Source organism: Sphingomonas taxi (assembly GCF_000764535.1).
Classification (GTDB): Bacteria; Pseudomonadota; Alphaproteobacteria; order Sphingomonadales; family Sphingomonadaceae; genus Sphingomonas; species Sphingomonas taxi.
The window spans coordinates 3174086-3200481 of record NZ_CP009571.1 but is presented as its reverse complement, the minus strand read 5'-3'; the positions used below and the strand labels follow the sequence as shown (position 1 = coordinate 3200481).

Annotated in this window: 27 protein-coding genes; 13 read left to right on the top strand and 14 right to left on the bottom strand. The window is 67.5% G+C overall.

Features of this window, described 5'->3' with window-relative positions:
- Window position 1: 1 nt before the first annotated feature.
- The 7 genes from dnaQ to MC45_RS14500 all read left to right on the top strand — a co-directional run bounded on the left by dnaQ (window position 2) and on the right by MC45_RS14500 (window position 4006).
- Window positions 2–694 (top strand): DNA polymerase III subunit epsilon, encoded by a 693-nt coding sequence (gene dnaQ, locus MC45_RS14530; protein ID WP_038664627.1) that lies wholly within the window; start codon window positions 2–4, stop codon window positions 692–694.
- Window positions 695–744: 50 nt separating this feature from the next.
- Window positions 745–1353, top strand: coding sequence for a ribosome hibernation-promoting factor, HPF/YfiA family (hpf, locus tag MC45_RS14525; protein WP_038664624.1), 609 nt, complete (start codon window positions 745–747; stop codon window positions 1351–1353).
- Between the two features lie 64 nt (window positions 1354–1417).
- Window positions 1418–1882 (top strand): PTS sugar transporter subunit IIA, encoded by a 465-nt coding sequence (locus MC45_RS14520; protein WP_038664622.1) that lies wholly within the window; start codon window positions 1418–1420, stop codon window positions 1880–1882.
- The gene (locus MC45_RS14515; RefSeq protein ID WP_038664619.1) at window positions 1872–2327 is read left to right on the top strand and encodes a PaaI family thioesterase; all 456 of its coding nucleotides are present in this window, start codon (window positions 1872–1874) and stop codon (window positions 2325–2327) included. Before MC45_RS14520 ends, MC45_RS14515 begins: the two co-directional genes overlap by 11 nt.
- The gene (locus MC45_RS14510) at window positions 2324–2650 is read left to right on the top strand and encodes a DUF1491 family protein (protein ID WP_038664617.1); all 327 of its coding nucleotides are present in this window, start codon (window positions 2324–2326) and stop codon (window positions 2648–2650) included. Before MC45_RS14515 ends, MC45_RS14510 begins: the two co-directional genes overlap by 4 nt.
- Before the next feature lie 154 nt (window positions 2651–2804).
- The gene (locus MC45_RS14505; RefSeq protein ID WP_038664614.1) at window positions 2805–3464 is read left to right on the top strand and encodes a cell wall hydrolase; all 660 of its coding nucleotides are present in this window, start codon (window positions 2805–2807) and stop codon (window positions 3462–3464) included.
- A 50-nt stretch (window positions 3465–3514) separates the two neighbouring features.
- The gene (locus tag MC45_RS14500) at window positions 3515–4006 is read left to right on the top strand and encodes an MmcB family DNA repair protein (RefSeq protein WP_038664611.1); all 492 of its coding nucleotides are present in this window, start codon (window positions 3515–3517) and stop codon (window positions 4004–4006) included.
- Between the two features lie 14 nt (window positions 4007–4020).
- Here MC45_RS14500 and ribA read toward each other — a convergent pair whose 3' ends face one another.
- The 4 genes from ribA to MC45_RS14480 all read right to left on the bottom strand — a co-directional run bounded on the left by ribA (window position 4021) and on the right by MC45_RS14480 (window position 9197).
- Entirely contained in the window at window positions 4021–5082 is a 1062-nt protein-coding gene (gene ribA / locus MC45_RS14495) for a GTP cyclohydrolase II (RefSeq protein WP_038664609.1), read from the bottom strand.
- A complete protein-coding gene (locus tag MC45_RS14490) occupies window positions 5079–5870 on the bottom strand; it encodes an exodeoxyribonuclease III (protein ID WP_038664605.1) in 792 nt (263 codons plus the stop codon). The genes ribA and MC45_RS14490 overlap by 4 nt, the downstream gene beginning before the upstream one ends.
- A 286-nt stretch (window positions 5871–6156) precedes the next feature.
- Window positions 6157–6762 carry a LolA family protein gene (locus tag MC45_RS14485; RefSeq protein WP_038664602.1) on the bottom strand — a complete coding sequence of 202 codons (606 nt, stop codon included), beginning with the start codon at window positions 6760–6762 and terminating at the stop codon, window positions 6157–6159.
- A 113-nt stretch (window positions 6763–6875) separates the two neighbouring features.
- A complete protein-coding gene (locus MC45_RS14480; protein ID WP_038664599.1) occupies window positions 6876–9197 on the bottom strand; it encodes a DNA translocase FtsK in 2322 nt (773 codons plus the stop codon).
- Between the two features lie 132 nt (window positions 9198–9329).
- Between MC45_RS14480 and MC45_RS14475 the strand changes: the two genes are divergently transcribed.
- Together MC45_RS14475 and MC45_RS14470 are read left to right on the top strand one after the other, a co-directional pair.
- Window positions 9330–10544, top strand: coding sequence for a UbiH/UbiF/VisC/COQ6 family ubiquinone biosynthesis hydroxylase (locus MC45_RS14475; protein WP_038664596.1), 1215 nt, complete (start codon window positions 9330–9332; stop codon window positions 10542–10544).
- The gene (locus tag MC45_RS14470; RefSeq protein ID WP_038664593.1) at window positions 10541–11065 is read left to right on the top strand and encodes an MAPEG family protein; all 525 of its coding nucleotides are present in this window, start codon (window positions 10541–10543) and stop codon (window positions 11063–11065) included. Before MC45_RS14475 ends, MC45_RS14470 begins: the two co-directional genes overlap by 4 nt.
- A gap of 11 nt (window positions 11066–11076) precedes the next feature.
- Here the strand turns inward: MC45_RS14470 and MC45_RS14465 are convergent, their stop codons facing one another.
- Both MC45_RS14465 and MC45_RS14460 read right to left on the bottom strand, forming a co-directional pair.
- Window positions 11077–11541 carry a hypothetical protein gene (locus MC45_RS14465; RefSeq protein ID WP_038664589.1) on the bottom strand — a complete coding sequence of 155 codons (465 nt, stop codon included), beginning with the start codon at window positions 11539–11541 and terminating at the stop codon, window positions 11077–11079.
- Between the two features lie 122 nt (window positions 11542–11663).
- Entirely contained in the window at window positions 11664–12089 is a 426-nt protein-coding gene (locus MC45_RS14460) for an organic hydroperoxide resistance protein (RefSeq protein WP_038667513.1), read from the bottom strand.
- Window positions 12090–12205: 116 nt separating this feature from the next.
- On the opposite strand from MC45_RS14460, the gene MC45_RS14455 reads away from it, so the two are divergent.
- Window positions 12206–12664, top strand: coding sequence for a MarR family winged helix-turn-helix transcriptional regulator (locus tag MC45_RS14455; protein ID WP_038664586.1), 459 nt, complete (start codon window positions 12206–12208; stop codon window positions 12662–12664).
- A gap of 10 nt (window positions 12665–12674) precedes the next feature.
- Here the strand turns inward: MC45_RS14455 and MC45_RS14450 are convergent, their stop codons facing one another.
- Window positions 12675–12905, bottom strand: coding sequence for a hypothetical protein (locus tag MC45_RS14450; protein ID WP_038664583.1), 231 nt, complete (start codon window positions 12903–12905; stop codon window positions 12675–12677).
- Window positions 12906–13042: 137 nt separating this feature from the next.
- On the opposite strand from MC45_RS14450, the gene MC45_RS14445 reads away from it, so the two are divergent.
- Window positions 13043–13411 (top strand): nuclear transport factor 2 family protein, encoded by a 369-nt coding sequence (locus tag MC45_RS14445; RefSeq protein WP_038664580.1) that lies wholly within the window; start codon window positions 13043–13045, stop codon window positions 13409–13411.
- A gap of 54 nt (window positions 13412–13465) precedes the next feature.
- Here MC45_RS14445 and rpsU read toward each other — a convergent pair whose 3' ends face one another.
- Window positions 13466–13666, bottom strand: coding sequence for a 30S ribosomal protein S21 (gene rpsU, locus MC45_RS14440; RefSeq protein ID WP_037535892.1), 201 nt, complete (start codon window positions 13664–13666; stop codon window positions 13466–13468).
- Window positions 13667–13700: 34 nt separating this feature from the next.
- Entirely contained in the window at window positions 13701–14606 is a 906-nt protein-coding gene (locus MC45_RS14435) for an alpha/beta hydrolase (protein ID WP_245640737.1), read from the bottom strand.
- A gap of 238 nt (window positions 14607–14844) precedes the next feature.
- Here MC45_RS14435 and MC45_RS14430 point away from each other — a divergent pair, with 238 nt between their 5' ends.
- Complete coding sequence (locus MC45_RS14430; protein WP_052075689.1) at window positions 14845–18099, top strand: PAS domain S-box protein; 3255 nt, start codon at window positions 14845–14847, stop codon at window positions 18097–18099.
- On the opposite strand, the gene MC45_RS14425 is transcribed toward MC45_RS14430, so the two are convergent.
- Window positions 18096–18956, bottom strand: coding sequence for an aldo/keto reductase family oxidoreductase (locus tag MC45_RS14425; protein ID WP_038664576.1), 861 nt, complete (start codon window positions 18954–18956; stop codon window positions 18096–18098). The two genes, MC45_RS14430 and MC45_RS14425, sit on opposite strands and share 4 nt — an antisense overlap.
- A 90-nt stretch (window positions 18957–19046) precedes the next feature.
- On the opposite strand from MC45_RS14425, the gene MC45_RS14420 reads away from it, so the two are divergent.
- Window positions 19047–19940: a LysR family transcriptional regulator gene (locus tag MC45_RS14420; RefSeq protein WP_038667505.1), complete on the top strand. Its 894-nt coding sequence runs from the start codon at window positions 19047–19049 to the stop codon at window positions 19938–19940.
- Between the two features lie 71 nt (window positions 19941–20011).
- Here the strand turns inward: MC45_RS14420 and MC45_RS14415 are convergent, their stop codons facing one another.
- From MC45_RS14415 to MC45_RS14400, 4 genes are all read right to left on the bottom strand, one after another.
- Entirely contained in the window at window positions 20012–20521 is a 510-nt protein-coding gene (locus MC45_RS14415) for a RidA family protein (RefSeq protein WP_038664573.1), read from the bottom strand.
- Window positions 20522–20539: 18 nt separating this feature from the next.
- Entirely contained in the window at window positions 20540–23077 is a 2538-nt protein-coding gene (locus MC45_RS14410; protein WP_081974560.1) for a TonB-dependent receptor plug domain-containing protein, read from the bottom strand.
- A 408-nt stretch (window positions 23078–23485) separates the two neighbouring features.
- Window positions 23486–25072, bottom strand: coding sequence for a flavin monoamine oxidase family protein (locus tag MC45_RS14405; protein ID WP_218916671.1), 1587 nt, complete (start codon window positions 25070–25072; stop codon window positions 23486–23488).
- 421 nt (window positions 25073–25493) lie between these two features.
- Window positions 25494–26312: an alpha/beta hydrolase gene (locus tag MC45_RS14400; RefSeq protein WP_245640736.1), complete on the bottom strand. Its 819-nt coding sequence runs from the start codon at window positions 26310–26312 to the stop codon at window positions 25494–25496.
- Window positions 26313–26396 lie beyond the last annotated feature (84 nt).

Sequence of the window (26396 nt, the reverse complement as noted above, 5' to 3'; positions counted from 1 at the left end):
GATGCGCGAGATCGTCTTCGACACCGAAACCACCGGCCTGAGCTTCGCCGGTGGTGACCGGCTGGTGGAGATCGGCTGCGTCGAGATGGTCAACCGCGTCGAGACCGGCCGCACCTTCCACGCTTATTACCACCCCGAACGCAACATGCCCGCCGAAGCGCAGGCGGTGCACGGCATCTCCGAAGCCTTCCTCAGCGACAAGCCGAAGTTCGCGCAGGGTGTGGACGAGCTGATCGAATTCCTCGGCGACGCGCCGCTGGTCGCGCATAACGCCGGCTTCGACTTCTCCTTCCTCAACGGCGAGCTCCAGCGCTGCGGCCGGCCGATCGTCCACGTCAAACGGATGGTCGACACGCTGCAGATCGCGCGCAGCCGCCATCCCGGCGCCAAGCATACGCTCGACGCTTTGTGTTCGCGCTTCGGCGTAGACCGGTCGCACCGCGTCCTCCACGGCGCGCTGCTCGACGCGCAGCTCCTTGCGCAGGTCTATGTCGAACTGCTCGGCGGTCGCCAGATCGGGCTCGGCCTGGTCAGCGACGCGCCCATCGCCACCACGACGCAGGTCGCGGTACGCCGCCCCGTCACCGTCCGTCCGCCGCGCGTCTTCCGCCCGTCGGACGCGGAACTTGCAGCGCACGCAGCATTTGTTTCGAAGTTACAGGATCCGCTTTGGGGGGTCGGGGCGTTGGAATGACGTCAACCGGGTGAAGGCCAACAGGCCAGCCCACAATGATGGAGAATATAATGGATATCCGGATTTCTGGTCATCAGGTCGCGACCGGCGACGCGCTCAAGGATCATGTGAGCGACCGACTCCAGGGTATCGCCACCAAGCATTTCGAACGCGCCATCTCCGCCGAGGTGACGTTCGGCAAGGGGCCGCACGACGTCGGCTTCAAATGCGATATCGTCGTCCACGTCATGAAGGGCCTGGTGCTCAAGGGCAGCCACCAGGCGCAGGAGGCGCATCCCGCGTTCGACGGGGCGGCCGCCAAGATCGAGACGCAGCTGCGCCGCTACATGCGCCGCCTCAAGGATCGTCACGCCGGCGAGGCCGCCGCGATCCAGGAGGACATGGGCTATGACAATGCCGGCTACACCCTGTTCCAGGAATCGGCCCCGAGCGAGGAGGATGTCGGCGACGCACCGCTGATCATCGCCGAGACGCGCGTCGACGTGCCCGATGCCAGCGTGTCCGATGCGGTGATGATGCTCGATCTGCGCAACACCGCGGCGCTGCTGTTCCGCAATGCGGGTACCGGTTCGTACAACATGGTCTATCGCCGCGGCGACGGCACGATCGGCTGGGTCGAGCCGCAGCGCGAGCAGGCGGTCCAGTCCGCCGCACGCTGACCTTCCCCCGCCCCGCCGGTTCCGATAGAGGCCCGGCGGGGCCTTTCGTTTATTCGAGTAACGCATGCACGACTTCAGCGATCTGCTGCGCCCCGAGGCGGTCTATGAGGGCGTGGCCGTCGCGCACAAGAAGGCGCTGTTCACCCAGCTCTGCACCGCCGCGGACGCGCTCGGCCTCGACGGCCGACTGGCCGCCGAGCGGCTGGCGGCGCGCGAGAAGCTCGGCTCGACCGGCTTCGGTGGCGGCGTCGCCATTCCCCACGCCCGCCTGCCCGATCTGTCCGGCGTCACCGGCGTCTTCATGCGGCTCGCCCAGCCGATCGAGTTCGACGCGGTCGACGACCTGCCGGTCGATCTCGTCTTCATGCTGGTCTCGCCGGTTGACGCGGGGGCGGAGCATCTCAAGGCGCTCGCCCGCGTCTCGCGGCGGCTGCGCGACCGCACCTTCCTCGCCAAATTGCGCGGCGCGGGATCGCGCGATGCGCTTTATGCCCTGTTCACCGCCGACGCCGCGCGCGATGCCGCCTGACGCCGGCGCGCTGGCGCATTATCGCGCGCTCGAATCGCTCTATGCCGCGGCGCCAATCAACCGCTTGTTCGAATCCCGCCTGGAGATCGTCGAGGCGGGCGTCGCGCGCATTCACTTCCGGCTGACCGAGGATCATTATCACGCCGCCGGCGCGGTCCATGGCACCAGCTATTTCAAGATGCTCGACGACGCCGCTTTCTACGCGGCGAACAGCCTCGTCACCGACCGCTTCCTGCTCACCACCGCGTTCAACCTGCTGCTGACCCGGCCGCTGAAGGCCGGGCCGGTCGTCGCCGAGGGCCGCTGGATCAGCGGCAAGCGCCGCGTCTACGTCGCCGACGCGCGGCTGATCGACGCCGAGGGCGAGGAGGTCGCGCGCGGCACCGGCACCTTCATGCGCTCGCAGATCGCGCTGTCCGGCCTGCCCGGCTATCGCAGCGCATGACCGGCCGGCTGCCGACGCATCTGATCGTCGGCGCGCTGCTGAGGCGGGTCAACGACGCCGGCGGCATCGCGATGGTGCGTGCCAAGGGCGAGGCTCAGGGCGGCGCGATCCTGCTGCTGATCGAGTATCGGCACGGCCCGACGCGCGTGCTCGAACGCCGGATCGACTTCGATGGGCAAGCCACTCTGACCGATTCGGACCGGACCGACGATGCCGAGGCCTATTGGCGGCGGCGGCGCCAATCCGATCCGGATTTGTGGGTAATCGAACTGGACATCCCGGAAGCCGAACGGTTCGCCGCTGAAACGATCGCGTCGAATTGACTCATGACAGCGGTGTGACGAAGGCCACGCGCACAGTGAATGCGCGTTGTGCTGTGCCTGGGTGCGATCCGGGTCGGTGACGCAGTCGGGGGGATGCCCGGACGATCGGCTTGGCCGATCGGGTCCGTGGTCCAACCGCATATCGAATACGTAGATGACGATTATGCAGCGCGCCGCGGCCATCGCGGCGATGACTTTCTCTCTGGCGGGCCTCATCAGCCACAGCTCGCCCGTCAAGGCCTCGGACATCGACCGGACGTCGATTCCCGCGCCGGCCTCGACCATTCAGATCATCAACACGGTCAGCCCCGTGTCGGTTCCCGTTCCCGCCGCCAGCGCCACGCCGCAGGCCACCGCGACGGTCGAGCCGATCTCCACGGAGCAGCAGGCCGAAGACGACCGTTTCAACACCCTCGCCGAAGCTGTCGCCGCGCAGGACGACGACCGGGTCGACGCGACGCAGCGCTGCCTCGCCGGCGCGATCTATTTCGAATCGAAGGGCGAGCCGCTCGCCGGCCAGCTCGCCGTCGCCAGCGTGATCATCAACCGCTCGAAGTCGGGCCGTTTCCCCACCGACGTCTGCTCGGTGGTCAAGCAGCGCGGCCAGTTCAGCTTCGTGCGTGGCGGTGAGATCCCGTCGATCGACGAAGGCCGCGCCGCCTATCGCACCGCGCTCGCCGTCGCCAAGATCGCACTCGCCGCGGCGTGGGAAAGCCCCGCCCCTAAGGCGCTGTTCTTCAATACGCCCAACCGCCGCCCCGCCGGCAACGTCACCAAGATCGCGATGATCGGCAACCACGTCTTCTATCGCTGATCGATCCGGGCAGGCTTGTCCTGTTCGCATAATGTTCTTAAGCGGGGGTCATGTTGGACATGGCCCCCGCTTCGTGTTTGGACGGCGGCGATCCCGCGATCTGTGCTGCGGATGTCGCCCGCGGCGTGACGCGGATGCTGCTGCGCCACGATATCACCACCATCGCCGAGGTCCCGCTCGAGGGCGGCCGTCGGGCCGACCTGATGGCGATCGACGCGCGCGGCCAGCTGATCGTCGTCGAGATCAAGGTGTCGCGCGCCGACCTGCTCGGCGACGGCAAGTGGCCGGACTATCTCGCGCATTGCGACCGTTATTATTGGGCGGTGCCGGCGGGGTTCGACACCGCGCCGCTCGACGGCGCAGCGTTCCTGCCCGAACGGACCGGGGTGATCGTCGCCGACCGCTATGACGCCGCGATCATCCGCGAGGCGCATACCGTGCCGCTGCCGGCGCACGTGCGCAAACGCGGCACCCTGGCCTTCGCGCGCCGCGCGGCGCGCCGCCTGACCGGACTCGTCGATCCCGAAGCGTTCAGCGCATAGCGCAGGGGCCAGGCTTACAATTGGTGCCCGGTCCGATCGCGCTTGGTCGCGAGATAGCGCGCGTTATGCGGATTGGGCGGAAGCTGGTGCGGCACCCGCTCCACCACGCTTACCCCGGCCGCTTCCAGTCCCGCCACTTTCGCCGGATTGTTGGTCATCAACCGCACCGCCCGCTGCCCGAGCAGGTCCAGCATCCGTGCCGCCACGCCGAAATCGCGCGAGTCGATCGCAAAGCCCAGCCGCACGTTGGCGTCGACGGTATCGAATCCCTGATCCTGCAGGGCATAGGCGCGCAGCTTGTTGACCAGCCCAATCCCGCGCCCCTCCTGTCGCAGATAGAGCAGGATGCCCCAGCCGTTCGCCGCGATCGCCGCGATCGCGGCGCGCAATTGCGGGCCGCAATCGCATTTGAGGCTGCCGAGCACGTCGCCGGTCAGACATTCGCTGTGCAACCGCACCAGCGGCGGATTGCCATCGGGCTGGCCGATCAGCAGCGCGACATGCTCGTCGCTCGAGTCGGGCGCGCGGAAGGCGACGATCTCCGCATCCTCGGCACCGTCGACCGGCAGGCGCGCGCGTGTGGCGAGGTGCAGCGCGCGCGCGTCCTGATGCGCGTCGATCGCCGCGGGGGCGATCGTGACTTCGGGACCGCTGCCGTCGATGAAGAAGGCGGGGAGCAGCCCGGCGATCCGCGCCAGCCGGATCGCGGCGAGGCTCGCGGCGGGCCGCGTCACCGCCGTGGTGCGGAACGGCCCCTTGAGCGGCGTCGCCAGATCAAATTGCGGATCGGCGAGCGCCACCGCGGTGCTGAAGTCGAGCCACGGCGCCGCCTCGATTACTACCGGCGTATCGGGATCGGCGGCGGCGAGCTGATTGGTCAGCTTCAGCGTCGCGGCGCGACCGTCCGAGATCAGCAGCGGACCGACCCCGCCCGTCATGAAGGTCTCCCGTCCGCACGGATCGGCGGTCTCGACCGCGAGCAGGGGCAGGGGGGGCTCGCCGGGGGCATGGATCGCGATCGGCCAGCCGCGGCGCAGCGCGTCGATCGCCCGCGCGACGTCGCGTGCGCCGCTCAAAAGGCGAACTCGGTCATGATCGGCACATGGTCCGACGGCGTCAGCCAGCTGCGGCAATCCTCGAACACCATATGGGCGCGCGCCGCTTTGGCCGCTTCGCCGCTAGCCCACATATGATCCAGCCGCCGGCCGCGATCGTTCCTGGTGAAGTCGGGCGAGCGATAGCTCCACCAGGTATGCAGGCGCGCCGGGGCAGGGTGGAAGTGGCGGCCGAGATCGACCCAGTCGTTCGACGCCTGCAACCGGTCGAGCGCCGCGACCTCGATCGGCGTGTGGCTGACCGTCTTGAGCAGCGCCTTGTGGCTCCACACGTCGCTCGGCAACGGCGCGATGTTGAAGTCGCCGGTGAGGATCGTCGGGCCATCCAGGCGTGCCGACCAATCGGTCATCCGCTCGAGAAAGTCGAGCTTCTGCCCGAACTTGGGGTTCACATCGCGATCGGGCACGTCGCCGCCGGCGGGAACGTAGACGTTCTCCAGCCGCACGCCGTTAGGCAGGCGGACGCCGACGTGGCGCGCCTCGCGATTGGCCTGCCAGTCGAAGCGGTCGTCCTCGGCAATCGGCACCCGGCTGAGGATCGCGACGCCATGGTGCATGCGCTGGCCATGGATGACGATATGGTCGTAGCCGAGGCTGCGGAACATCTCGAACGGGAAGTCCTCGTCGACCACCTTGGTTTCCTGCAGGCACAGGATATCGGGCTCCGCCTCGCGCAGGAACTGCTCGACGATGGCGATCCGGAAGCGGACGGAATTGATATTCCAGGAGACGATCTTCACCGCCGCCATGTAGCGAGCGCCAGCGGGTATCGCCAGAGCGACGACATCCTAACGGATCGGCGTGCCGCACCATCGCATCAAGCCGGCAAGGACCGCCGATAGGGGCCGAAAACGGAAAGGCCCCCGCTCCGGGGGCATGGAGCGAGGGCCGACCTGGCGTTCGTCACGCAGGCGGGAAGTGGGTCTAGTCATCCGGGCAACAGGGGGAAAAATCCCGGACGCCCCACATCCGCGAGGAGGCTTTTACCCGCGCGAACCTGTCGCGGCGATGAATGGCACCGGGACTTCCCGTTCATTATCGGGTATTTGCCCTCCGCGGGTCGACCCATTTGAACGTTCCGTCGCTAACCGCCCCGCCGAAGCGCTGGTTGGCGAGGCGAATCGTCGTTCGATTGTTCTGGCTGTCAAGCTGCACCCAGCCCTGTAACGCCAGCCCTGCCGGCGCCGCGGCGTCGCGCGCGAAGATCATCGTGATCCGGCCGATCTCGGGATGTTTGGGATCGTTCGCCTCGACCGAGACAACGCGATCGTTGCCGGTCTGCACCACCCGGGCATAGCGGGTGATGTCGCGGCCGGGATCGAGCAGGATCCCCAGCGGCGAGTTCTTGATCGGCCAGCGCTGCACCTGGCGGACGGAATAGTCGATGAAGGTCAGTGCGCCGCCCTCCGCGACGATCAGGATCGGCACGCCCTTCTCATATTGGAAGCGCAGCTTGCCGGGCTTTTTGAGCGTGAAGGTGCCGGTCAGCACCTTGCCGTTGCGGTCGGTCTGGGTGAAGTCCGCCGTCATCGTCGTGATCGACTGGAGGTGGCGCTGTACCGCGGCGAGGTCGCCGGTCGCCTGGGCCGGCAGCGCGGAGGGGGCCACGATCGCGGCGATTGCTAGAGCGTATCGGATCATGCGGGTCCTGTGGTCCTGTGGCATTGAACGACCGCTTAACCGCGCAAGGGGCGGGGAGGGTCCGTACCCCAGCCTTCGACCGGCTCAGGACGAAGGGTCGGGGAACGCTTCGCTCAGATCGCGTGCCCTTCGGTATCGCGCAGCACCTCGCGACGGCCGACGTGGTCGGGGCGGCTGACGATGCCGTCCTTCTCCATCTTCTCGATCAGTCGTGCCGCCGAATTGTAGCCGATGCGCAACTGGCGTTGCAGCCAGCTCGTCGACGCCTTCTGCGATTCGCACACCAGCTGGATCGCTGCGCGATATTGCTGGTCCTCGGCCGAATCCTCGCCTTCCGGCGATCCTTCCAGCGTGAAGCCGTCCTCGGGCTCCTCCGTGACCGAGGTGATATAGTCGGGCTGGCCTTGGCTGCGCCAGTGATCGGCGATGGCGCGCACCTCGTCGTCGCTGACGAACGGGCCGTGGACGCGGACGATGCCCTTGCCGCCGGGCATATAGAGCATGTCGCCCTTGCCGAGCAGCTGTTCGGCGCCCTGTTCGCCGAGGATGGTGCGCGAATCGATCTTGCTGGTGACGTGGAAGCTGATCCGCGTCGGCAGGTTCGCCTTGATGACGCCGGTGATGACGTCGACCGACGGCCGCTGCGTCGCCATGATGAGATGGATGCCCGCCGCGCGTGCCTTCTGCGCGAGCCGCTGAATCAGGAATTCCACCTCCTTGCCCGCGGTCATCATCAGATCGGCGAGCTCGTCGACGATGACGACGATCTGCGGCAGCGGTTCGTAATCGAGCTGCTCTTCCTCATAGACCGGCTGGCCGGTCTCGGGATGATAGCCGGTCTGCACGCGGCGGCCGAGCCGCTGGCCCTTGGCCTTGGCGGCGCGGACCTTGTCGTTGAAGCCGGCGAGGCTGCGCACGCCGACCGACGACATCTGGCGATAGCGGTCCTCCATCGTCTCGACCGCCCATTTGAGCGCGCGCACCGCCTTGGCCGGATCGGTGACGACCGGCGACAACAGATGCGGAATGTCGTCGTACATGCTCAATTCGAGCATCTTGGGATCGATCATGATCATCCGGCACTGTTCCGGCGTCAGCCGGTAGAGCAGCGACAGGATCATGCAGTTGAGCCCGACCGACTTGCCCGAGCCGGTGGTACCCGCAACCAGCAAATGCGGCATCGGTGCGAGATCGGCGATCACCGGATCGCCGGCGATGTTCTTGCCGAGGATGATCGGCAGTTGCGCCGCCTGATCCTCGAACGTCTGGCTGCCGACCAGTTCGTGCAGCGACACCGATTCGCGCTTCTGGTTGGGCAGCTCGATGCCGATGACGTTGCGCCCCGGGATCACCGCGACGCGCGCCGATACCGCCGACATGTTGCGCGCGATATCGTCGGCGAGCGCGATGACGCGGCTCGCCTTGATGCCGGGGGCGGGCTCCAGCTCGTACATCGTCACGACCGGGCCGGGGCGCACCTCGTTGATGACGCCGTGCACCTTGAAATCGTCGAGCACGTTCTCGAGCAGCCGCGCGTTGCGTTCCAGCGCCGCCTTGTCGATCTGCCCCTTGGGCGCCGGCGGCGCGGGGGTGAGCAGGTCGAGCTGTGGCAGCGTATAGGTGTGACCGAGGTCGAGGCTCTGCTGGCGCGGCTTGGGCTTGGCGGCCGACGGCGCCACCGCGCGGTCGGCGATGACCGGCGCGGGGCGGGTATCGGGTTCGGCGACGGCGCGTGGCTCGATCACCTTGCGCGCGAGCTGCAGCGGCTCTTCGTCTTCCTCGTCGTCGCTATCGTCATAGGCGTCGAGCAGATCCTCGCCATCGGCGGCAGCGCGCGTCCGGCGCAGGCGGAAGCGGCGCTCGCCGAGGTCGATCTCGAGGCTCTTCGCCCAGATGACGATGCCGGCGACGCCGGCGATCAGGCCGACGCCGCGCGCGATCCAGCGTTCGGCGCCGGGCTGGCCGAGGAAGCCCAGCCCCCATTGCACGAGATGCGCGACCGACAGGCCGATCACGCCGCCCCAGCCGGCGGGCAGCGCCAGCACCGACGAATCGGACACGAAAGCGAGCGCGGCGGCCATCAGCGCGACGCCGATCGCGGCGTTGCGCAGCATCGCCAGCCAGCGACCCGGCGGCTGGTCGCGCCACAGCCGCATCGCGACGATCGGCGCGATCGGCAGCAGCAGCGCCACCGCCGGCCCGAACAGCGTCAGCGCGAGATCGGCGAACCACGCCCCCGGCGGTCCCGCAAGGTTGAGGATCGGCCCGCCCGAGGCGGTGTTGAGCGACGCGTCGCTGGCATGATAGCTGATCAGCGCCAGCACCATCAGCGCGGTGACGAGGAACAGCACGATCGCGGTGATCAAGGCACCGCCGCGTACCGCCCCTGCCTTCACCGTCTCACGCAACAGCCCTGGCTGCGCACGGCTCGCCATCCCCGATCCCTTCAATGTGCGAAATGCACGGGAATCATCGGGCTGCGCGCGCGTTACGTCAAGGCGGTTGGCTGCGATGGATCGACGCATGCCACCGTTGGCACCTGCGCGCGGCAGGCGTAGGGAGACGATATGGACACGGACGTCATCATCCTGGGCGGTGGCCTGGTCGGCGCGACGCTCGCGCTCGCGCTCGACGCGCATGGGCTGACCAGCATCGTCATCGATCCCGCCGATCCGGCGGTGATGCTCGCGCCGGGCTTCGACGGGCGCGCCTCGGCGATCGCCAGCGCGAGCGGGCGGATGCTCGATGCGATCGGCATCGGCGCGGTGCTCGCCGGCCATGGCTGCGCGATCCGCCACATCCGGGTCAGCGACGGGCTGGAGCCGGGCAAGCTCGATTTCCGTCCCGACGCGGGCGACGGCGCGCTCGGTACGATGTACGAAAACAAGCGGTTGCGGACCGCCTTGTTCGAGGCCGCGAGCGCGGCGAAGCATGTCGATCTCCGCATGCAAACGCGCGCGGTCGACGTCGTGCGCGGACCCGCGGGCGTCACCGCGACGCTCGATTCGGGGGCGACGGTCACCGCGCCGCTGCTGATCGCAGCGGAGGGGCGCAACTCGCCGACGCGCGAGGCGGCCGGGATCACCGTCGCGCGCTGGCAGTACGATCACGCCGCAATCGTCGGCGCCTTCCACCACGAATATCCACACGAGGATATCGCCTACGAGATCTTCTACCCCTCGGGGCCGTTCGCGCTGCTGCCGCTGCCCGACGACGAGATCGGCCATCGCTCGGCGATCGTCTGGTCGGTGAAGGGCGAGGACGGCCCGGCGATGATGAAGCTCGGCGACCGCGCCTTCCTCGCCGAGGCGACCAAGCGGATGGGCGGCTTCCTCGGCGAACTGACCGCGCCGAGTCCGCGTGCGAGCTATCCGCTCGGCTTCCACCATGCCGCGCGGGTCACCGCCGAACGGCTGGTGCTGGTCGGCGACGCGGCGCACGGCATCCATCCGATCGCGGGGCAGGGGCTCAATCTCGGCCTGCGCGACGTCGCGACGCTCGCCGAGGTGCTCGTCGAGGGCAAGCGGCTCGGCCTCGATCTCGGCGACCCCGCCTTGCTCGACCGCTATCAGCGCTGGCGCGGGCTCGATACGTTCATGGTCGCCGCCGCCACCGACACGCTGACCCGTTTGTTCGGCATCCCCGGCAAGACCGCCAGCGCGGTCCGCCGCTTCGGCATCGGTGCGGTCGACAAGGTGCCGCCGCTCAAGAACCGCTTCATGGCCGAGGCGCGGGGTGAAACCGGCACTTTGCCCAAATTGCTGCAGGGATTGCTGGTGTGACCGAGCCGGTGCCCCCTTCGCGCGCACGCAAGGCGCAGACCGGCGTCGCGCGCGGGATCGGCATCGGCCTGGGGCTGACGATCGCCGCGGCGATCCTCGGCTATAGCCGCAGCGCGGCGGCGATCCTCGAAAGCCGGCTGACCACGCTCGGCATCGCCGCCCTGGTGCTCGGCCTGTGGCTGGCGGCGGCGATCGGTGACGTGGCGCGGCGGCGCTTCGTTTCCGACGGGGCGATCGATGGCCGCAACGGCGCGGATCCACAGGTCGATGCCGCCAACGCGATCCTGCGCAACACCGCCGAACAGGTGCTGCTCGCCCTCGTCGCTTATGGCGCGCTGACCTTGCTGAGCGATCATGCGCGAGTACCGGTGGCGCTGTTCGCCGCCTGCTTCACCGCCGGGCGGCTGTTGTTCTGGACCGGCTATCGCGACGGCGCCGAGGCGCGCGCGCTGGGCTTCGCGCTCACCTTCTATCCCAGCGTCGCTGCGCTGCTGATGGCAGCCCTCGCTACGGTGCAGTAAACGCCGCCGGGTCAGGCCTTGCCGGACACCAATTTAGGATTGGCGATCGCCAGACCGGCACCGAAGACGATCGCATCCTCGACGAAGCCGGTCGCGGTCTGGCCGTAGCGCGCCATCGCCGCACAGCGCAGCCGCCAGCCGAAATAGGATGCGGCGAGCGCGCTGCCGACCGCGACCGCGGCGCCGAGCACCTTCTTGTCGCGCGGTGCCAGCGCGGCACCGGCGTAGGCTGCGGTGACGCCGCGCACGGCGAGGCCGATCGGCACGATCCGGTCGGGCGCGGTCTTCATCTTGTCACCCGCCATCTCCGCCGCGGCGAAGGCCGCGGTGCCGGCGGCGATCACCGGATTGCGCAACAAGGTCTGCAACGGCAGCGTCGCCGGAATCTCCTCCCGGCGGGTGGCGGTGGCGATCACCGCCAGCGGGGTGATGCCGCGCTGGCCGGCGACCAAGCCGATGAGAAACGAGCGGATCATGCAATGCTCTCCGAAACGGGTTCGCAGGCTACAATCCGTACGATCGCATCCGTATCCCGGGCGGGCCGATGCGCAGCTCGATTATGTCCTCCCCACCCCGACGGGGAGGACATGGGCGACGATCAGACCAGCGTCAGGCCGACGTCGAGGTTGCCGCGGGTGGCGTTGGAATAGGGGCAGATCTGGTGCGCGGTGTCGACCAGCGTCCGTGCCTGCTCGCGCTCGACGCCGGGCAGCGACACCTGCAGATCGGCGGTGATGCCGAAGCCGCCCTCGGAGCGCGGTCCGATGCCAACCTTGGCGGTGACCGTGACGTCGTCGGGGACCTTGACCTTGAGCTCGCGGCCCGCCGCCTTCAGCGCGCCGATGAAACAGGCCGAATAGCCCGCGGCGAACAATTGTTCGGGATTGCTGCCGTCGCCGCCGGCGCCGCCGAGTTCCTTGGGCGTCGCGAGCTGGACGTCGATCCTGCCGTCGTCCGAGCGGGCATGACCGTCGCGACCGCCGGTTGCGGTGGCCGTGGTGCTGTATTTGACGTCGACCGACATGATCAATCTCCTGTTTGGTTATCGCGATAACTATCTAGGACGGGTGCGCGCTATCGTCCAGAACTATTTGTCGCGATAACCATTTTCGTGCTAAGCCGCTGGCAAGGAGAGTGACGATGCCCGGCCCGCTGCCGCTCGATGAACAATTGTGCTTCTCGCTGTACGCCGCGACGATCGCGATCAACCGCGCCTACAAGCCGGTGCTCGATCGCCTCGGCATCACCTATCCGCAATTTCTGGTGCTCCAGGTGGTGAGCGGCGCCGAGGACGGCGTGCCGGTCGGCACGATCGCCGAACGGCTCGCGCTCGAGCCGAGCACGATCACGCCGCTGGCGAAGCGGATGGAGGCGGCGGGGTTGGTCACGCGGCTGCGCAATCCCGCCGACGAGCGTCAGGTCCGCGTGCGCCTGACCGCCGAGGGCCGCGAGCGCTGGCGAGAGACCGGCTGTCTCGCGCCGATGATCGTCGAACGTACCGGGATCAGTCGCGAGCGGCTCGCGGCGCTCAACGCGGAGGTGACCGAACTGCGCCGGGCGCTGGCGCGCGATCCGGCGGCGGAACCGGCCGCCGCCTGACCGGCGAGCGTCAGCCTTTGCGCTCGGCGCGGGCACCGACGATCATGCGCTGGGCGATCGTGCGCACCGCATCGTCGTCCTTGCTGCCGTCACCGGCGGGATCGCCGAGATGATCGAGGCTGTGCTCCATATAGTCGAGCAGCCCGGGATGGCGCGCCTCGACATATTCCATCAGCTTGAACAGCAGATGCTCGGTGGCGATCTCGCGCTGGCGGGTACGAATGGCGATGTCGTCGGTCATGATGCCTCCTGTGAGAGAGGCGCCAACGCACCATGGCGCGGTTGGTGACGCGGTTGGGGCAGGCATTTGCGTCGGGCGCGGCGGGAACATTCGGGGTCGCGCCCCGCTTCCTCCCTGACCTCATGGGAGAGAATGCGATGGACGACAGCCGTTTGTGGAGCTTCGAGCAGAGCCTGTGGACCGAGGGTCCCGACAATTACCGCGAGAAGGTCGACCCCGAGGTCGTCATGGTGCTGCCGCGGCCGCCATTCGTGCTGCGCGGCAGCGAGGCGATCGATGCGGTCGCCGATACACCGGTATGGAACGAGGCGGAACTCAGCGAGCGTCAGGTCTCACGGCCGCAGGAGGGCCTGATCGTCATCGGCTATCACGTCCACGCGCAGCGCGACGGCGAAGCCTATGAGGCGCATTGCACCTCGACGATCCGCCGACTCGAGCACGAGGTGTGGCGGGTCGTCCAGCATCAGCAGAGTCCGGTCCTCGCCAAGGCGGTCGCGAACGGCTGACGCACCACCGCCGTCCGGCCGGGGCCGGACGGCGGTGGCATCATCCGACGGGGATCAGCGGTCGCGTTCGGCGCGCTTGCGATCGGCCTTGCGCGCACGGCTCACCGCGGCGGCATGCTCGCGGGCGCGCTTTTCCGACGGCTTCTCGTAATGCCGGCGGAGCTTCATCTCGCGGTAGACACCCTCCCGCTGGAGCTTCTTCTTCAGGGCGCGGAGGGCTTGATCGACATTATTGTCGCGAACGATGATCTGCATGGAAGGTCTTTGCTTTCGGTGGGCACCAATGCGCCTAATTGAAGTTCTTGCGCGCCAGCGTCAACCGCGGATCGTGGCAGAATCGGCAATTCCGACCCACGAAAGCGGCTTTTGCGGCGGTTTTGCCCTTCAACTGCCAGTCGAGCCAGTTGGTTGCGACGATCGCGCCGACTCCGCCATGCGGTTGCATATAGGTTCCGCCATGGCCGACGGGGATGTTGACCAGCGCCGCGGGGACGCGATCGATTCGCCGGAAATCGTCGGTGCCGTTCGCGGCGGCGATGTCGGTCGGGCCGCCGAGCACGTAAAGGACGGGGCCGTGCAGCCCGGCGAGCAACGCCTTATCCGAGACGATCCCGGCGATCGGATTGGCGCCATCGGGGAAGAAGCCGCTGTTCATGATGATCGCGGTCCTGACGCGCGGATCCTGCGCGGTCGCCAGCGCCTGCAGTCCGCCGCAGCTCCAGCCCGACGCCGCCACCTGATCGACCGCGATATGGCCGCGCAGCGGACTGCCGGTGCGGCCGTTCTCCCGCTGCGCCCAGTCGATTGCGTCGGCCAGCAGCCGCGTCGGCGTCGCCACCGCCAGCCGGGCTGCGGGCGTGGTGGTCGATGGGGCGGCGGATGCGGTGGCGGGTGGCGGCGCCGGCGTCGCACCGGGGATGCGGCCAGCGGCGATGACCAGATAGCCGTGCGAGGCGATCTCCAGCAGGTGATTGCGCGAACTCGTCCCGTCGGCGCTGCACCCGCCGTTTCCCCAGACGTAGATGCCGAGCCGCTCGCCCTTCAGCTGTGTCAGATCGGCCGGGCGATAGACGACATGGTCGGGCAGGTCGGCCCGCTCCTCGAATAAGGCGGGATAGCGGCCGGTACCCCGTTCGGGTGGCTGGGCGGCGACGGTACCGCTTGCCAGCAGCGCGACGGCGAGAGGAAAGCGCATGATCGACACCGAAGGTTGGAGCGGAGGCGAGGGCAGGGTGCCCCGCCCGCTCGACCTTGACCAGCGGAAATGCGCCTGGCGACGAGGGTAAGATGCTGAGACCATTGGCGCTTTATCCACTGCCGACGGCGGGACCAACGCCGCGCCGCGGCCATTGCCGGTTTCGGGCCATTTCGGTACATGATCGAGGGCGGTCGTCGACCGCACACCCCCGCATATGGCTGGATCATCGACCGATATGGACGCCATCAACGAGCGGGAGACGCGGAGGCTGGCAGCGCTGGCGCGCTATGCGGTGATGGATACGCCGCGCGAGGCGTCGTTCGACGAACTCGCCGCGCTGACCGCCCGGTTGTGCGATGCGCCGATCGCGGTGATCAACCTGATCGCCGCCGACCGCCAGTTCTTCAAGGCCGAGGTGGGTCTCGGTGTGCGCGCGACGCCGCTGGAAAGTTCGTTCTGCGCCAGGGCGCTGCTGGAGGACGATCTGCTCGTCGTGCCGGATCTCACCCGCGACGCCCGCTTCGACTGCAACCCGCTGGTAGTCGGCGAACCGAATATCCGTGCCTATGCCGGTGCGCTGCTCAAGACCGAGGACGGGCTGGCGATCGGCACCCTGTGCGTGCTCGACCATCGCGTCCGCCCGTTCACCGATCTCCATCAGGAAACGCTGCGCGTCCTCTCGCGGCAGGTGATGGCGCAGCTCGATCTCCGCCGTGCGGTCGAGGCGCGCGATCGCCGCTACGACCAGTTGCGCGCCAGCGAGGAGCGGCTGCGGCTGATCCTCGACAGCGCCCGCGATTATGCGATCGTCACCACCGACACCGATCGCCGCATCACCGGCTGGTCCGCCGGCGCGGAGGCATCGTTCGAATGGACCGAGCAGCAGGCGATCGGCCGGCCGATCGACGATCTGTTCCTGCCCGAGGATCGCCGCGCCGGTGTCCCCGCGCGCGAATGCGCCACCGCCGCCGCCGAAGGCTGCGCGCCCGACGTGCGCTGGCACCTGCGCGCCGACGGCGCGCGCGTGTTCATGACCGGTTCGACGCATCCGATCATCGAGCGCGACGGCGGCCACAGCGGCTTCCTCAAGATCGCGCGCGACGAGACGCGCGCCCGCACCCAGGCGGAGGAACTGGCGCGCACCCGCAGCGAGCTGGTCGACAGCGAGGCGCGCTTCCGCAACATGGCCGATCATGCGCCGGTGATGATGTGGGTCACCGATCACGACGGCCATTGCACCTATCTCAACCGCCGCTGGTACGATTTCACCGGCCAGACCCCCGCCGAGGCGCAGGGCGCCGGCTGGCTCGACGTCACCCATCCCGACGATCGGGCGGAGGCGGCGCGTATCTTCCGTGCGGCGCATGCGGCACGCGTGCCGTTCCGCCTCGACTATCGGCTGCGCCATGCCGACGGCAGCTATCATTGGGCGATCGACGCCGCCTCGCCGCGCTTCGGGCCGGATGGCGTCTTTCTCGGCTATATCGGCTCGGTGATCGACATCCACGATCGGCGCGAGGCGGAGCGGCGGCTCGCCGATAGCGAGGCGCGCTATCGCACGCTGTTCGAATCGATCGAATCGGGCTTCTGCGTCGTCGAGGTCGCACCGGGCACCGCCGACACCCCGACCGACTATCGCGTCGTCGAAGCCAATCCCGCCTTCTACCGCCAGACCGGTTTCACCGCGGCGATCCACGGCCGCTGGCTGCGCGAATCGATGCCCGAGCTCGAGGAGCATTGGTATGAGATCTACGGCCGCGTCGCCGTCAGTGGTGAACCGATCCGGTTCGAACAGGGGTCGGCGGCGCTCGGCCGCTGGTTCGACATCGCGGCCTTCCGCGTCGGCGCCCCCGCCGATCGCCGCGTCGCCGTGCTGTTCAACGACATCTCCGCCCGTCGCGCCGCCGAGGAGGCGTTGCAGCGGCTCAACGAACGGCTGGGCGACGAGGTCACCGAACGCACCGCCGAGCGTGACCGGATGTGGGAGACGTCGCCCGACCTGATGCTGGTGATGGATGCCGCCGGGGTGATCCGCCGCGCCAATCCGGCGTGGACGCGGATGCTCGGCTATGCCGCCGACGAGCTGGTCGGCCACCACGTCAGCGACTTCATCGTCGCCGAGGATCATGACGAGACGATCGGCGCCTATCGCCGTGCCGCCGCGGGCGGCAAGGCGGATGTCGAGAACCGCTATCGCCACAAGGACGGCTCGATCCGCTGGATCGCCTGGGTGGCGGCGCCGGCCGGCGACATGACCTATGCCTCCGGCCGCAACGTCACCGCCGAAAAGGCACAGGCGGCGGCGTTGGCACAGGCTGAGGAGCAGTTGCGTCAGGCGCAGAAGATGGAGGCGGTCGGGCAGCTCACCGGCGGGATCGCGCATGATTTCAACAATCTGCTGACCGGAGTCATCGGCTCGCTCGACCTGCTGCAGCGGCGCCTCGCGCGCGGCGAGACCGACAAGGTCGAACGCTATGCCACCGCCGCGATCACCTCCGCCAATCGCGCCGCGGCGCTGACCCATCGGCTGCTCGCTTTCTCCCGCCGCCAGCCGCTCGACCCCAAGGCGGTCGACGCCAACCGGCTGGTCGCCGGCATGGAGGAACTGCTCCGCCGCACGATCGGCGAGAGCATCGCGCTCGAGATGGTCGGCGCGGTCGGGCTGTGGCGGACGCGCTGCGATCCGCACCAGCTCGAAAGCGCGATCCTCAACCTCGCGATCAACGCGCGCGACGCGATGCCCGACGGCGGCACGCTGACCATCGAGACGTGCAACGCGCAGCTGGACGCGGCCTATGTCGCGCAGCAGCGCGAGGTCGGCGCAGGCGACTATGTCTGCGTCTGCGTCACCGACACCGGCGCCGGCATGGCGCCCGAGACGATCGCACGCGCCTTCGAACCCTTCTTCACCACCAAGCCGATCGGCCAAGGCACCGGCCTGGGGCTGTCGATGATCTACGGTTTCGCCCGTCAATCGGAGGGCCATGTCCGCATCTATTCCGAGCTCGGCCGCGGCACCGCGATCAAAGTATATCTGCCGCGCCACCATGGTGAGGCGGACGCCCCCGACGCGATCCTCGCTGTGCCGGATGACGCGCATCGCGGCGCGGGCGAAACGGTGCTGGTCGTCGAGGACGAGACGGCGGTGCGCGACCTCGTCGTCGAGGTTCTGCGCGACCTCGGCTATCGCGCGGTCGAGGCCGCGGACGGCCCTGCCGGGCTGAAGCTGCTCCAGTCCGGCATGCGCGTCGACCTGCTCGTCACCGACATCGGCCTGCCCGGCCTCAACGGCCGCCAGGTCGCCGATGCCGCGCGCCAGCAGCGCCCCGAGCTGAAGGTGCTGTTCATGACCGGCTATGCCGAAAATGCGACGATCGCCAACGGCTTCCTCGAACCCGGCATGCAGATGATTACCAAGCCCTTCGCGATCGACGCGCTCACCGCCCGCATCCGCGGGATGATCGAGGGCACGCCGATCGCCGGCGATTAGGCGGGTCGGCCAATCGCATCGAGCGTGGCGATCGCCGCCTCGGGCAGGACGAGCACCGCCGCCGCCAGATTTTCGTGCAGATGCGCGCGCGACGACGTGCCGGGGATCAGCAGGATGTTGGGCGAGCGCTGCAACAGCCAGGCGAGCGCGACCTGCATCGGTGTCGCCGACAGCTCGGTCGCCACTGCCGACAAGGCCGCGGACTGGAGCGGGCTGAAGCCGCCGAGCGGGAAGAACGGCACGTAAGCGATGCCCGCCGCCGCCAGCATATCGATCACCGCATCGTCGTCGCGGTGGGCGAGATTATACTGATTCTGCACGCAGACGATCTCGGCGATGCCGCGCGCCTCCTCGATCTGTGCCGGCGTGACGTTGCTGATCCCGATCTGTCGCACCAGCCCCTGCCGCTGGAGATCGGCGACGACGGCGAGCGGCGCGGCGAGCGAGCCTTCCGCCGGGCCATGCGCATCGAACATCAGCCGCAGGTTGACGACGTCGAGCGTCTCGCGTCCGAGGTTGCGCAGATTGTCCTCGACCGCCGCGACCAGTTCGTCGCGGGCGAAGGCCGGCAGCCACGATCCGTCCGCGCCGCGCCGCGCGCCGATCTTGGTGACGATCACCAGATCCTGCGGATAGGGCGACAGCGCCTCGCGGATGAGCTGGTTGGTGACGTGCGGGCCGTAGAAGTCGCTGGTATCGATATGGTCGACGCCCGCCGCCACCGCGGCGCGCAGCACCGCGAGCGCCTCGTCGCGATCGCGCGGCGGCCCGAAGACGCCGGGGCCGGCGAGCTGCATTGCGCCATAGCCGAGCCGCTTCACGTTGCGCTGGCCGAGGGGATAGGTCTGGTTGGTCATGTCCGTCTCCTTGCTCTGCCGCGAGTTAAGCGTTGCGGATCACGGCGATAAGCCGGCATGATCGGGACGGGCTGTGCGGAAAACCGAACGATGATGGCAGATCTCGCCGACCTCAACGCGTTCCTCGCCGTCGCGCGCGCACGCGGGTTTCGCGATGCGGCGCGCGCGACGGGATCCAGCGCATCGACGCTGAGCGAGGCGGTGCGGCGGCTCGAGGCGCGGCTCGGCGTTCGCCTGTTCCACCGTACGACGCGCAGCGTCACGCCGACCGAGGCCGGGTCGCGGCTGATCGAACGGCTGACGCCGGCGCTTGGCGAGGTCGCGGCGGCGCTCGACATGGTCCATCTGCTCCGCGACCGTCCGGCCGGTACGCTGCGGCTCAACGTGCCGGTCAGCGCGGCGCGGCTGGTGCTGCCCGCGATCCTGCCCGCCTTCCTCGCCGCCTATCCCGACATCCACGTCGAGATCGTCGCCGAGGACGGCTTCGTCGACATGGTCGCCTCGGGCTGCGACGCCGGCATCCGCTACGACGAGCGGCTCGAACAGGATATGATCGCGGTGCCGATCGGCCCGCGCATCCAGCGGTTCGCGACCGCCGCCGCCCCCGCCTATCTCGACGCCCGCGGTCGGCCGACGCATCCGCGTGACCTGCTCGGCCATGCCTGTCTGCGCGGCCGCTTCAGCAGCGGTGCGACGACCAGCCCGTGGGAGTTCGAGCGCGCCGGCGACATCGTCCGGATCGAGCCGCAGGGACCGCTGATCGCCAGCGTCGGCGGCGCGATCGACCTCATCGTCGATATGGCGGCGGCGGGGAGCGGTGTCGTCCATCTCTTCGAGGACTGGCTGCGCCCGCACCTCGACCGGGGCACGCTCGTCCCCGTGCTGGAGGAATGGTGGCAGCCCTTCTCCGGCCCCTTCCTTTATTATTCCGGCCGCCGCCTCGTCCCGCCGCCGCTGCGCGCGTTCCTCGACTTCATCCGCTAGGCGAACGAACCCGCAAAAAGCGGCCCGAGGGACGGCTTTGTCGTGTCACGCATCGGCATGTGCGGCAGTGTTCACTTCGCCGCCGTTGCTTCGATTTCGACGAGATAGGCCGGCCCTGCCAAGGCCGCGACCTGGATCGTCGAGCGCGCAACGGTGGTCGGGTTCTCCGCGGTCCCGAAATATTGTTTGAAGCCATCGTTCATGCCGGCGAAATCCATTTTGCCACTCAATTTGGGATCGCCGGCGACGAAGACGGTGAGTTTGACGATGTCGCGCATCGCAAAGCCATGTTCGGCCAGGATCGCCTTGATCTTGCCGAGTACGCTCAGCGTCTGCGTCCTGGTGTCGCCGAAGTCGGCGATGCTGAGTTGGGCGGGCGGCACCTTCTTCGTGGGGTCGAGCGGTGCGGCCAACTGGCCGCTGAGGTACAGCGTGGTCGCGCCGGGCTTCACCGTCACCGATTGCAGGATCAGCCCCGCCGGCGTGCTGGCGTGTTTGACGACGGTCTGCGCCGCCGCCGGCGTGGTCAGGAGGGCGGCCGCGGCGAGCGCGGCCCCCATGATGCGCGTCTTCAAAGCCATTCTCCCATTATCCTCGTGTCAGAACGATACGTTGAGGCGCGCGTAATAATAGCCGCCGTTGATGCCGTAGGGGCTGAAGGTCAGCGGTGCGTCGAGGACGTTGCCGCCGTTCACCAGCGTCGCATTGGTGGTGCCGGGGACCAGCGGCACGGTCGGCGGCCGCTTGTTGAAGACGTTGTTGGCACCCAGCGCCAGGCCCAGATCGGGCGTGATGTCGTAGTTCAATTCGATATCGCCGATGAACGCGGTGCCGATCGTCTGTTCGTAATAGGTGCCGCCATCGGGGGTCAGTTTGGCCGAACTCTTGCCGTAGACCGTGCCGCGCAGCGTCGCCGAGAATTTGTCGATCGAGTAGAGGACCGAGGTGATCACCTTCACCTTGGGCGACGCGGTTTCGATGTTGCTCTGCGCGCCGGCGTCGAACAGCGGAATGGCCGTGCCGGTGGCGGGATTGGTCAGCGCGGCGGGGGCGGCGATCAACTTGGTGAGCTTCGTCTCGTTGTAATTGCCCGAGATCGTCCAGTTCGCCTTGCCGTAATCCCCGAAATCGGTGGCGTAGCTCACCACCAGATCGACGCCGCGGGTGCGGGTGTTGGCGCCGTTGGTGAAGATGTTGATGCCGGTCTGGCTGACGGTCGGATCGAGCACGTTGCCGTTGGCGATGATCGCCTGGGTCACGATCGGGAAGTTGACCGCACCGCCGCTGCCGTAGATCGAGCCGGTACCCAGGATGCGGTCGCGGATCTTCACCTGATAGGCGTCGAGCGTGATGGTCAGCCGGTCGACGGGACGGATGACCGTGCCGAGCGAATAATTGGTCGATTTCTCCGGCTTGAGGTTCTGGAAGCCGATCAGCTTGGCCGCCGCCGAATTGGCGGGCAGTTGCACGAAGGCGGCGGTCGGCGAGACGTTGGTCGCTGAATAATAGGATTCGGCGAGCGTGGGTGCGCGGAACCCCGTCGAGAAGGTGCCGCGGAGCGCGAAGGCCGGCGAGAAGTCGTAGCGGCCGGTGCCCTTGTAGATGAACTTGCTGCCGAAATCGGAATAATGTTCGTAGCGGCCGGCGACGTCGAGCTTGAGGCCGTCGATCGGATTGGCGGCGATATCGACATAGCCCGCAGCGGATTCCCGTCCGTTGACGCCCGCGTCCGACGGGCGGAAGCCCGGATAGGATTGACCGCCCTCCTTGTAGATCGACGCCGGATCGCCCGAGCCGATCTGGTAGACGTTCTTGCGATATTCCCCGCCGAAGGCGAGGTTGATCGGGGTGGCGAGGCCGGCGTCGATCTCGTGCGTGATGTCGGCGTTGACGGTGAATTCGGTCGATTTGAAGAAGCCGTCGTAGAAGCTGGTCGGCGTGAAGCCGGTGTCGGCATAGAGCGAGGCATTGGCGGAATCGACGGTGTAGATCGCGTTCTTGTCCTGGCCGAAGGTCGTCGACAGATCATAATGGAAGCCGTCCACCATGCCGCGGATGCCGCCGGTGAACGCCATATCGTCCTCGCGGATCTTCTCGCGCGGGCTGAAGCCGTTGACCGGCGTGTCGCCTTCGGGGTCGAAATAGGTCGTCACTCCGGCGACGGTGCGCGACACGCGGGTCGGCACGCGCACGTTCTCATAGGCGCTGGCGATCCGCTTCGAATAGGTGCCGAAGCTGTAGATCTCGCCGCCGCCGAAATCATAGGCGGTGTTGTATTGCAGGTTGGTCAGCCGCGATTGGGCGTCGCCGTTGATGCGGTTGACATAAGGGAAGCGGTCCATCCCCGGGTAGAGCTGCTGCTGGATCGCGCTCAGCGACGGGCTGGAGGTGCTGGTGAGCAGGTTGCCGTTGCGATCGGTGACGCGGCGATCGAGACCGCCGATCTGGGTGAAGTCGTGGAAGCGATGGAAGGCGGTGATGTTGAGGTAGCCGGAGTCGCCGATCTTGGTGGCGACGTGCAAGGTGCCGGCATAGGTCTCGCCGCCGACGTCGTAGTTCTTGCCGGCGGTGACATAACCGTCGCCCCCTTCCTTGTCGTCCTTGAGGATGATGTTGATGACGCCGGCGATCGCGTCCGAGCCATATTGCGCGGCGGCACCGTCCTCCAGCACCTCGATCCGCTTGATCGATGACGGGCTGATCAGGTCGAGGTCGGCGGTCGCGGCGCCCTGATACGGGCCGCCGAGCACGGCGAGGTTCGACGTGCCGTGTCGGCGCTTGCCGTTGACCAGCACCAACGTGTGGTTGGGGCTGAGCCCGCGCAGCCGTGCCGACAGCGTGAGATTGGCGGTGTCGCCGCCGAACGCCTGCGCGGTGAACGACGGCACCAGCTGAGTGAGCACCTGGTTGAGGTTGGGCTGGCCGACATGGCTCAGCGCGTCGGCATCGAGCACCTTGATCGGCGCGGCGCTTTCCGCGGCGGTGATGCCGCCGGCGCGCGTGCCGGTGACGATGATGTCGCTATTGTCCTGCTGCGGTTCGCCGTCGGCGAGCGGCGACGGCGTCGGTTCGACCGGCGTCGCGATCGGGGTCAGCGTTTGACCGTTCGCCGCGGTCGCGTGAGCGATGAAGAGCATGGCCGCGATCGCGGCACGTGACGTTCCGATATAGAAACTCATGGTCAGCCCCCAAATTTTTTCAGGTCAGCCTCGCCATCCTCATCCCGATAATCTTTGATCTAGGCACGCGTTACCCCGCTCCCGGAACCGTTGTTCCGGGATGTTTAGCGATAGATTTGCTAACTCGTTCAGTTTTTACATTTATCTGTTGTTTGCAACAGATTCGTCATGTTCGATTAATTCTATAGTTCAACAGGATGAATGTGATGCATTTTCACAACAAAGCTTTGGTCGTGAGGTCAGGAAACGCCGCGGTCATGCCGCGGATCGGCATCTACCTGGCGGTCGCGCGGTAATCGTGTCCACCCTCGAAGGGCTCGCCCGCACAGTGGAGCGCCGCAAAAGCCGGCGCCGGCGCGACGACCGTCATGCCGCGCGCCGACCGGCTGGGGTGACGAGCGCCTCCGCGGTCACGCGGCGGGCAAGTGCAAGCACCTGCGCCCGCGCCGACTGGATGCCGCCCTCCTGCCAGCCCGGCGTCTGGCTGAGCGCAGCGCTGGCGAAATAGACCCGCCCCTCCGGTGCCTGCAGCAGGCGGAATGCGGCGGTGTCGATATGGCCTTCCTGTCGGCCGTTGGCGCTGCCCGCATTCCAGTCCGGCCACGGCCCGAGACTATAGGGAATCTTGTGCCAATTGACCGCGAGGCCGTTGACCAGATCGGCGCCATGCCCGGGATGGAGCTTGTCGATGACGCCGCGGGAGAAGGCGATCTGTTCGGCGATCGGCCGCTTCTGGAACTCCGCTGCGGTCGGCCCGGAGGAATAGCAACCGAGCAGCATGCCGCGTTCGCTGTGCAACCCGGCGGACGGATACCAGATCAGCGTCGTCGGCCCGCCGACGAACGATATGCCGCCGTAGATCTGCTCGCGCTCCCAGAAGCGCGGACTTTCGAACGCGACCTTGTTCGAATAATCATATTGGACGTTGGCGATCGTCGTCTTGAGCTTGGTCGAGAAGTTGGTGTCGATCTTGGCGAGCACAGGGAAGGGGATGGTGCAGATCAGATAGTCCGCCACGACCGTTTCGACCGCGCCGCTCGCGGTGTCGCGATAGACCACCTCGACATCGCCGCTGCGCTGGCGGATGCGCGTGACCTCGGCGCCGCGCAACGCCGGACGCCGCAGCGCATTGTCCATCGCCGCATGGATCCGGTCCATGCCGCCGACCGGCTCGAACATCGTCGCCTGCATGTAGAGATTGTCTTCGAACAGGGTCATCGGCAGCCGCTGATTGGCCAGCAGCTGGTCGAGCGGCATCGCCGTCGACGGCGAGGCGAAGGTAACGCCCGCGCCGGGCGCCGAACCGAAGCCGGAGCGTTCGGTTCCCGCGAACGACCCATCCTCGCCGAGGTCGCCATAGGCCTTGATGAACGGCAGCAGCTTCTCGCGGTCGACCGCGGTCAGTTCGGTGTCGAGCGACCCCTTGCGGATCGCCTTCGCGAGCAGTTCGGCGATCCGGCCGCGCATATCGTTGATCGCGGTCCGCATGCGGATCTTGGATCCGTCATCCGCCATGACATAGGCGGAGCGGCTGGAATTGACCTCGACTTCGAGCGGCACGTCGAACTTCTTGGCGTAGCCGAGCAGTCCCTGGTGAAAACTGGGGATACGCGCCGGTCCGGCGTTGAAATAGACGCCGTCCGAGAATTTGGCGGTTTGCGTCTCCTCGCCGTTCATCTCGATTTTGTCGCCGTCGCGCACCGTCCACGCCCGTCCGCCGACCCGTTTGCGTGCTTCGAGCAACGTGACGAGGAAACCGGCCTGTTCGAGTTCGTAGGCGGAGGTCAGGCCGGCGATGCCGGCGCCCAGCACCACGACGTGCCGCCCGCGTCCCAGCGTCGGTACGAGGTCGCTCATGTCCTGTGCCTGCGCGGTGCCGGCGAGCCCCAATGCCTGCATCGCGCCGAACGTCGCGCCCAATCCCCCGGCCATACCCAGCCGGGTCAGAATCATTCTGCGTGTTACCATGAAGAGCGTCCCCCTGGTCGCAGCATGCTGCGAACCCCGCCCCGTCGGCGGCAGACACCCCAGACATCCCGCTCCAATGCTCGCAACGCTTGTGCGCGTTCACGGCGATACGCGAAACAATCAGGCTATTAGCTACCGGTGCTGTGTACGATTCGGAGTAAACCAAAGATTTTCTTGTGCTGCAACAAGTTTGTCACTCGTGTGTCACGAAACCGTCGTCGGTGGGATCGTGCTCGCTCGGGGGAGGGCGGCTCGGCGCGGGCCGCGGCTCTTACGCGGAATGATGCGGGCCTTTCGGGCGGAATTTCGCGCACGCAGAGAGCGGTCGCCGATCCGTCCGGAAACGCCGAGGGAATACGTCATTGCCCTCCGGCACGGATCGCCGACAGGGATGCCTCACGAACGATCAGTGGCTTGCGCTCAACCACCCCTCGTCGCCCAGCCAGTCGGCGAGCCGATCGGGCCAATGCTGTATCGAGATACGATCGTTGTGCACGGCGACGTTGAAACCATGGTCCGTACTGGCGAACATGTGGAGTTCGGCGGAGACGCCGGCCTCGCGAAGCTGGGTGTAGAGCGTGAGCGCCGGCGGGGCGCAGCAGCGATCAAGGGTACCGGCAGCGATGAAGGCGGGTGGCGCACCTGCTGCGGATCGTGCCGGTATACCGAGCGGTCCGGGATAGATCAGGATCTGGAAATCGGGCCGGCCGCTCTGGCGGTCGACCGCATCGGCCGGTGCCGGCGCGCCTGGCTGAGGATTGTCGGCGAGCAGTGACACCAGTTCCCCGCCGGCGGAAAAGCCCATGATGCCAATCCTGTGCGGGTCGACACCATAATCTTTGGCGTGGGCGCGGACCCATCGGATCGCGCGCCTGGCATCCGCAACGGCATCGCCCTCGATCGTATAGGTGGAGCCGGCTTCGCGCGCGAGCCGGTATTTGAGGACGAAGGTCGTGATACCGTAGCGGTTCAGCGCCCGGGCTGGAACCATGCCCTCGTTCTGGAAGACCAGCATCCGATGACCGCCACCGGGCACGACGATGATGGCGGCGCCGTTGGCGCGCCGGGCATCGGGGCGGGAGACCGTCAGCGACGGGAGGTGGACGTTATGGACATAGGCTCCGGCTTCCAGTTGCTCGGGTTCGGCGGCACGTCGCTCCGAACCCGGCGCGGCCTTGGGCCATATCGGAATGGCGGCGGTGTCTGCATCCGGCGCGGCGCTCACCGGACACGCCAGCGCGAGGAAGAGCACAAGGAGGTGGCGCGGGCATGGCACTGGGCAGGGTCCTCTTGGTGAACGTCTCACGCG

Bases quoted from the DNA above. Each gene is read 5' to 3' on its own strand.
- dnaQ (WP_038664627.1), top strand. From the start codon at position 2: ATGCGCGAGATCGTCTTCGACACCGAAACCACCGGCCTGAGCTTCGCC.
- hpf (WP_038664624.1), top strand. From the start codon at position 745: ATGGATATCCGGATTTCTGGTCATCAGGTCGCGACCGGCGACGCGCTC.
- MC45_RS14520 (WP_038664622.1), top strand. From the start codon at position 1,418: ATGCACGACTTCAGCGATCTGCTGCGCCCCGAGGCGGTCTATGAGGGC.
- MC45_RS14515 (WP_038664619.1), top strand. From the start codon at position 1,872: ATGCCGCCTGACGCCGGCGCGCTGGCGCATTATCGCGCGCTCGAATCG.
- MC45_RS14510 (WP_038664617.1), top strand. From the start codon at position 2,324: ATGACCGGCCGGCTGCCGACGCATCTGATCGTCGGCGCGCTGCTGAGG.
- MC45_RS14505 (WP_038664614.1), top strand. From the start codon at position 2,805: ATGACGATTATGCAGCGCGCCGCGGCCATCGCGGCGATGACTTTCTCT.
- MC45_RS14500 (WP_038664611.1), top strand. From the start codon at position 3,515: ATGTTGGACATGGCCCCCGCTTCGTGTTTGGACGGCGGCGATCCCGCG.
- MC45_RS14490 (WP_038664605.1), bottom strand. From the start codon at position 5,870: ATGGCGGCGGTGAAGATCGTCTCCTGGAATATCAATTCCGTCCGCTTC.
- MC45_RS14485 (WP_038664602.1), bottom strand. From the start codon at position 6,762: ATGATCCGATACGCTCTAGCAATCGCCGCGATCGTGGCCCCCTCCGCG.
- MC45_RS14480 (WP_038664599.1), bottom strand. From the start codon at position 9,197: ATGGCGAGCCGTGCGCAGCCAGGGCTGTTGCGTGAGACGGTGAAGGCA.
- MC45_RS14475 (WP_038664596.1), top strand. From the start codon at position 9,330: ATGGACACGGACGTCATCATCCTGGGCGGTGGCCTGGTCGGCGCGACG.
- MC45_RS14465 (WP_038664589.1), bottom strand. From the start codon at position 11,541: ATGATCCGCTCGTTTCTCATCGGCTTGGTCGCCGGCCAGCGCGGCATC.
- MC45_RS14460 (WP_038667513.1), bottom strand. From the start codon at position 12,089: ATGTCGGTCGACGTCAAATACAGCACCACGGCCACCGCAACCGGCGGT.
- MC45_RS14455 (WP_038664586.1), top strand. From the start codon at position 12,206: ATGCCCGGCCCGCTGCCGCTCGATGAACAATTGTGCTTCTCGCTGTAC.
- MC45_RS14450 (WP_038664583.1), bottom strand. From the start codon at position 12,905: ATGACCGACGACATCGCCATTCGTACCCGCCAGCGCGAGATCGCCACC.
- MC45_RS14445 (WP_038664580.1), top strand. From the start codon at position 13,043: ATGGACGACAGCCGTTTGTGGAGCTTCGAGCAGAGCCTGTGGACCGAG.
- rpsU (WP_037535892.1), bottom strand. From the start codon at position 13,666: ATGCAGATCATCGTTCGCGACAATAATGTCGATCAAGCCCTCCGCGCC.
- MC45_RS14435 (WP_245640737.1), bottom strand. From the start codon at position 14,606: ATGCGCTTTCCTCTCGCCGTCGCGCTGCTGGCAAGCGGTACCGTCGCC.
- MC45_RS14430 (WP_052075689.1), top strand. From the start codon at position 14,845: ATGGACGCCATCAACGAGCGGGAGACGCGGAGGCTGGCAGCGCTGGCG.
- MC45_RS14425 (WP_038664576.1), bottom strand. From the start codon at position 18,956: ATGACCAACCAGACCTATCCCCTCGGCCAGCGCAACGTGAAGCGGCTC.
- MC45_RS14420 (WP_038667505.1), top strand. From the start codon at position 19,047: ATGATGGCAGATCTCGCCGACCTCAACGCGTTCCTCGCCGTCGCGCGC.
- MC45_RS14415 (WP_038664573.1), bottom strand. From the start codon at position 20,521: ATGGCTTTGAAGACGCGCATCATGGGGGCCGCGCTCGCCGCGGCCGCC.
- MC45_RS14410 (WP_081974560.1), bottom strand. From the start codon at position 23,077: ATGCTCTTCATCGCTCACGCGACCGCGGCGAACGGTCAAACGCTGACC.
- MC45_RS14405 (WP_218916671.1), bottom strand. From the start codon at position 25,072: ATGATTCTGACCCGGCTGGGTATGGCCGGGGGATTGGGCGCGACGTTC.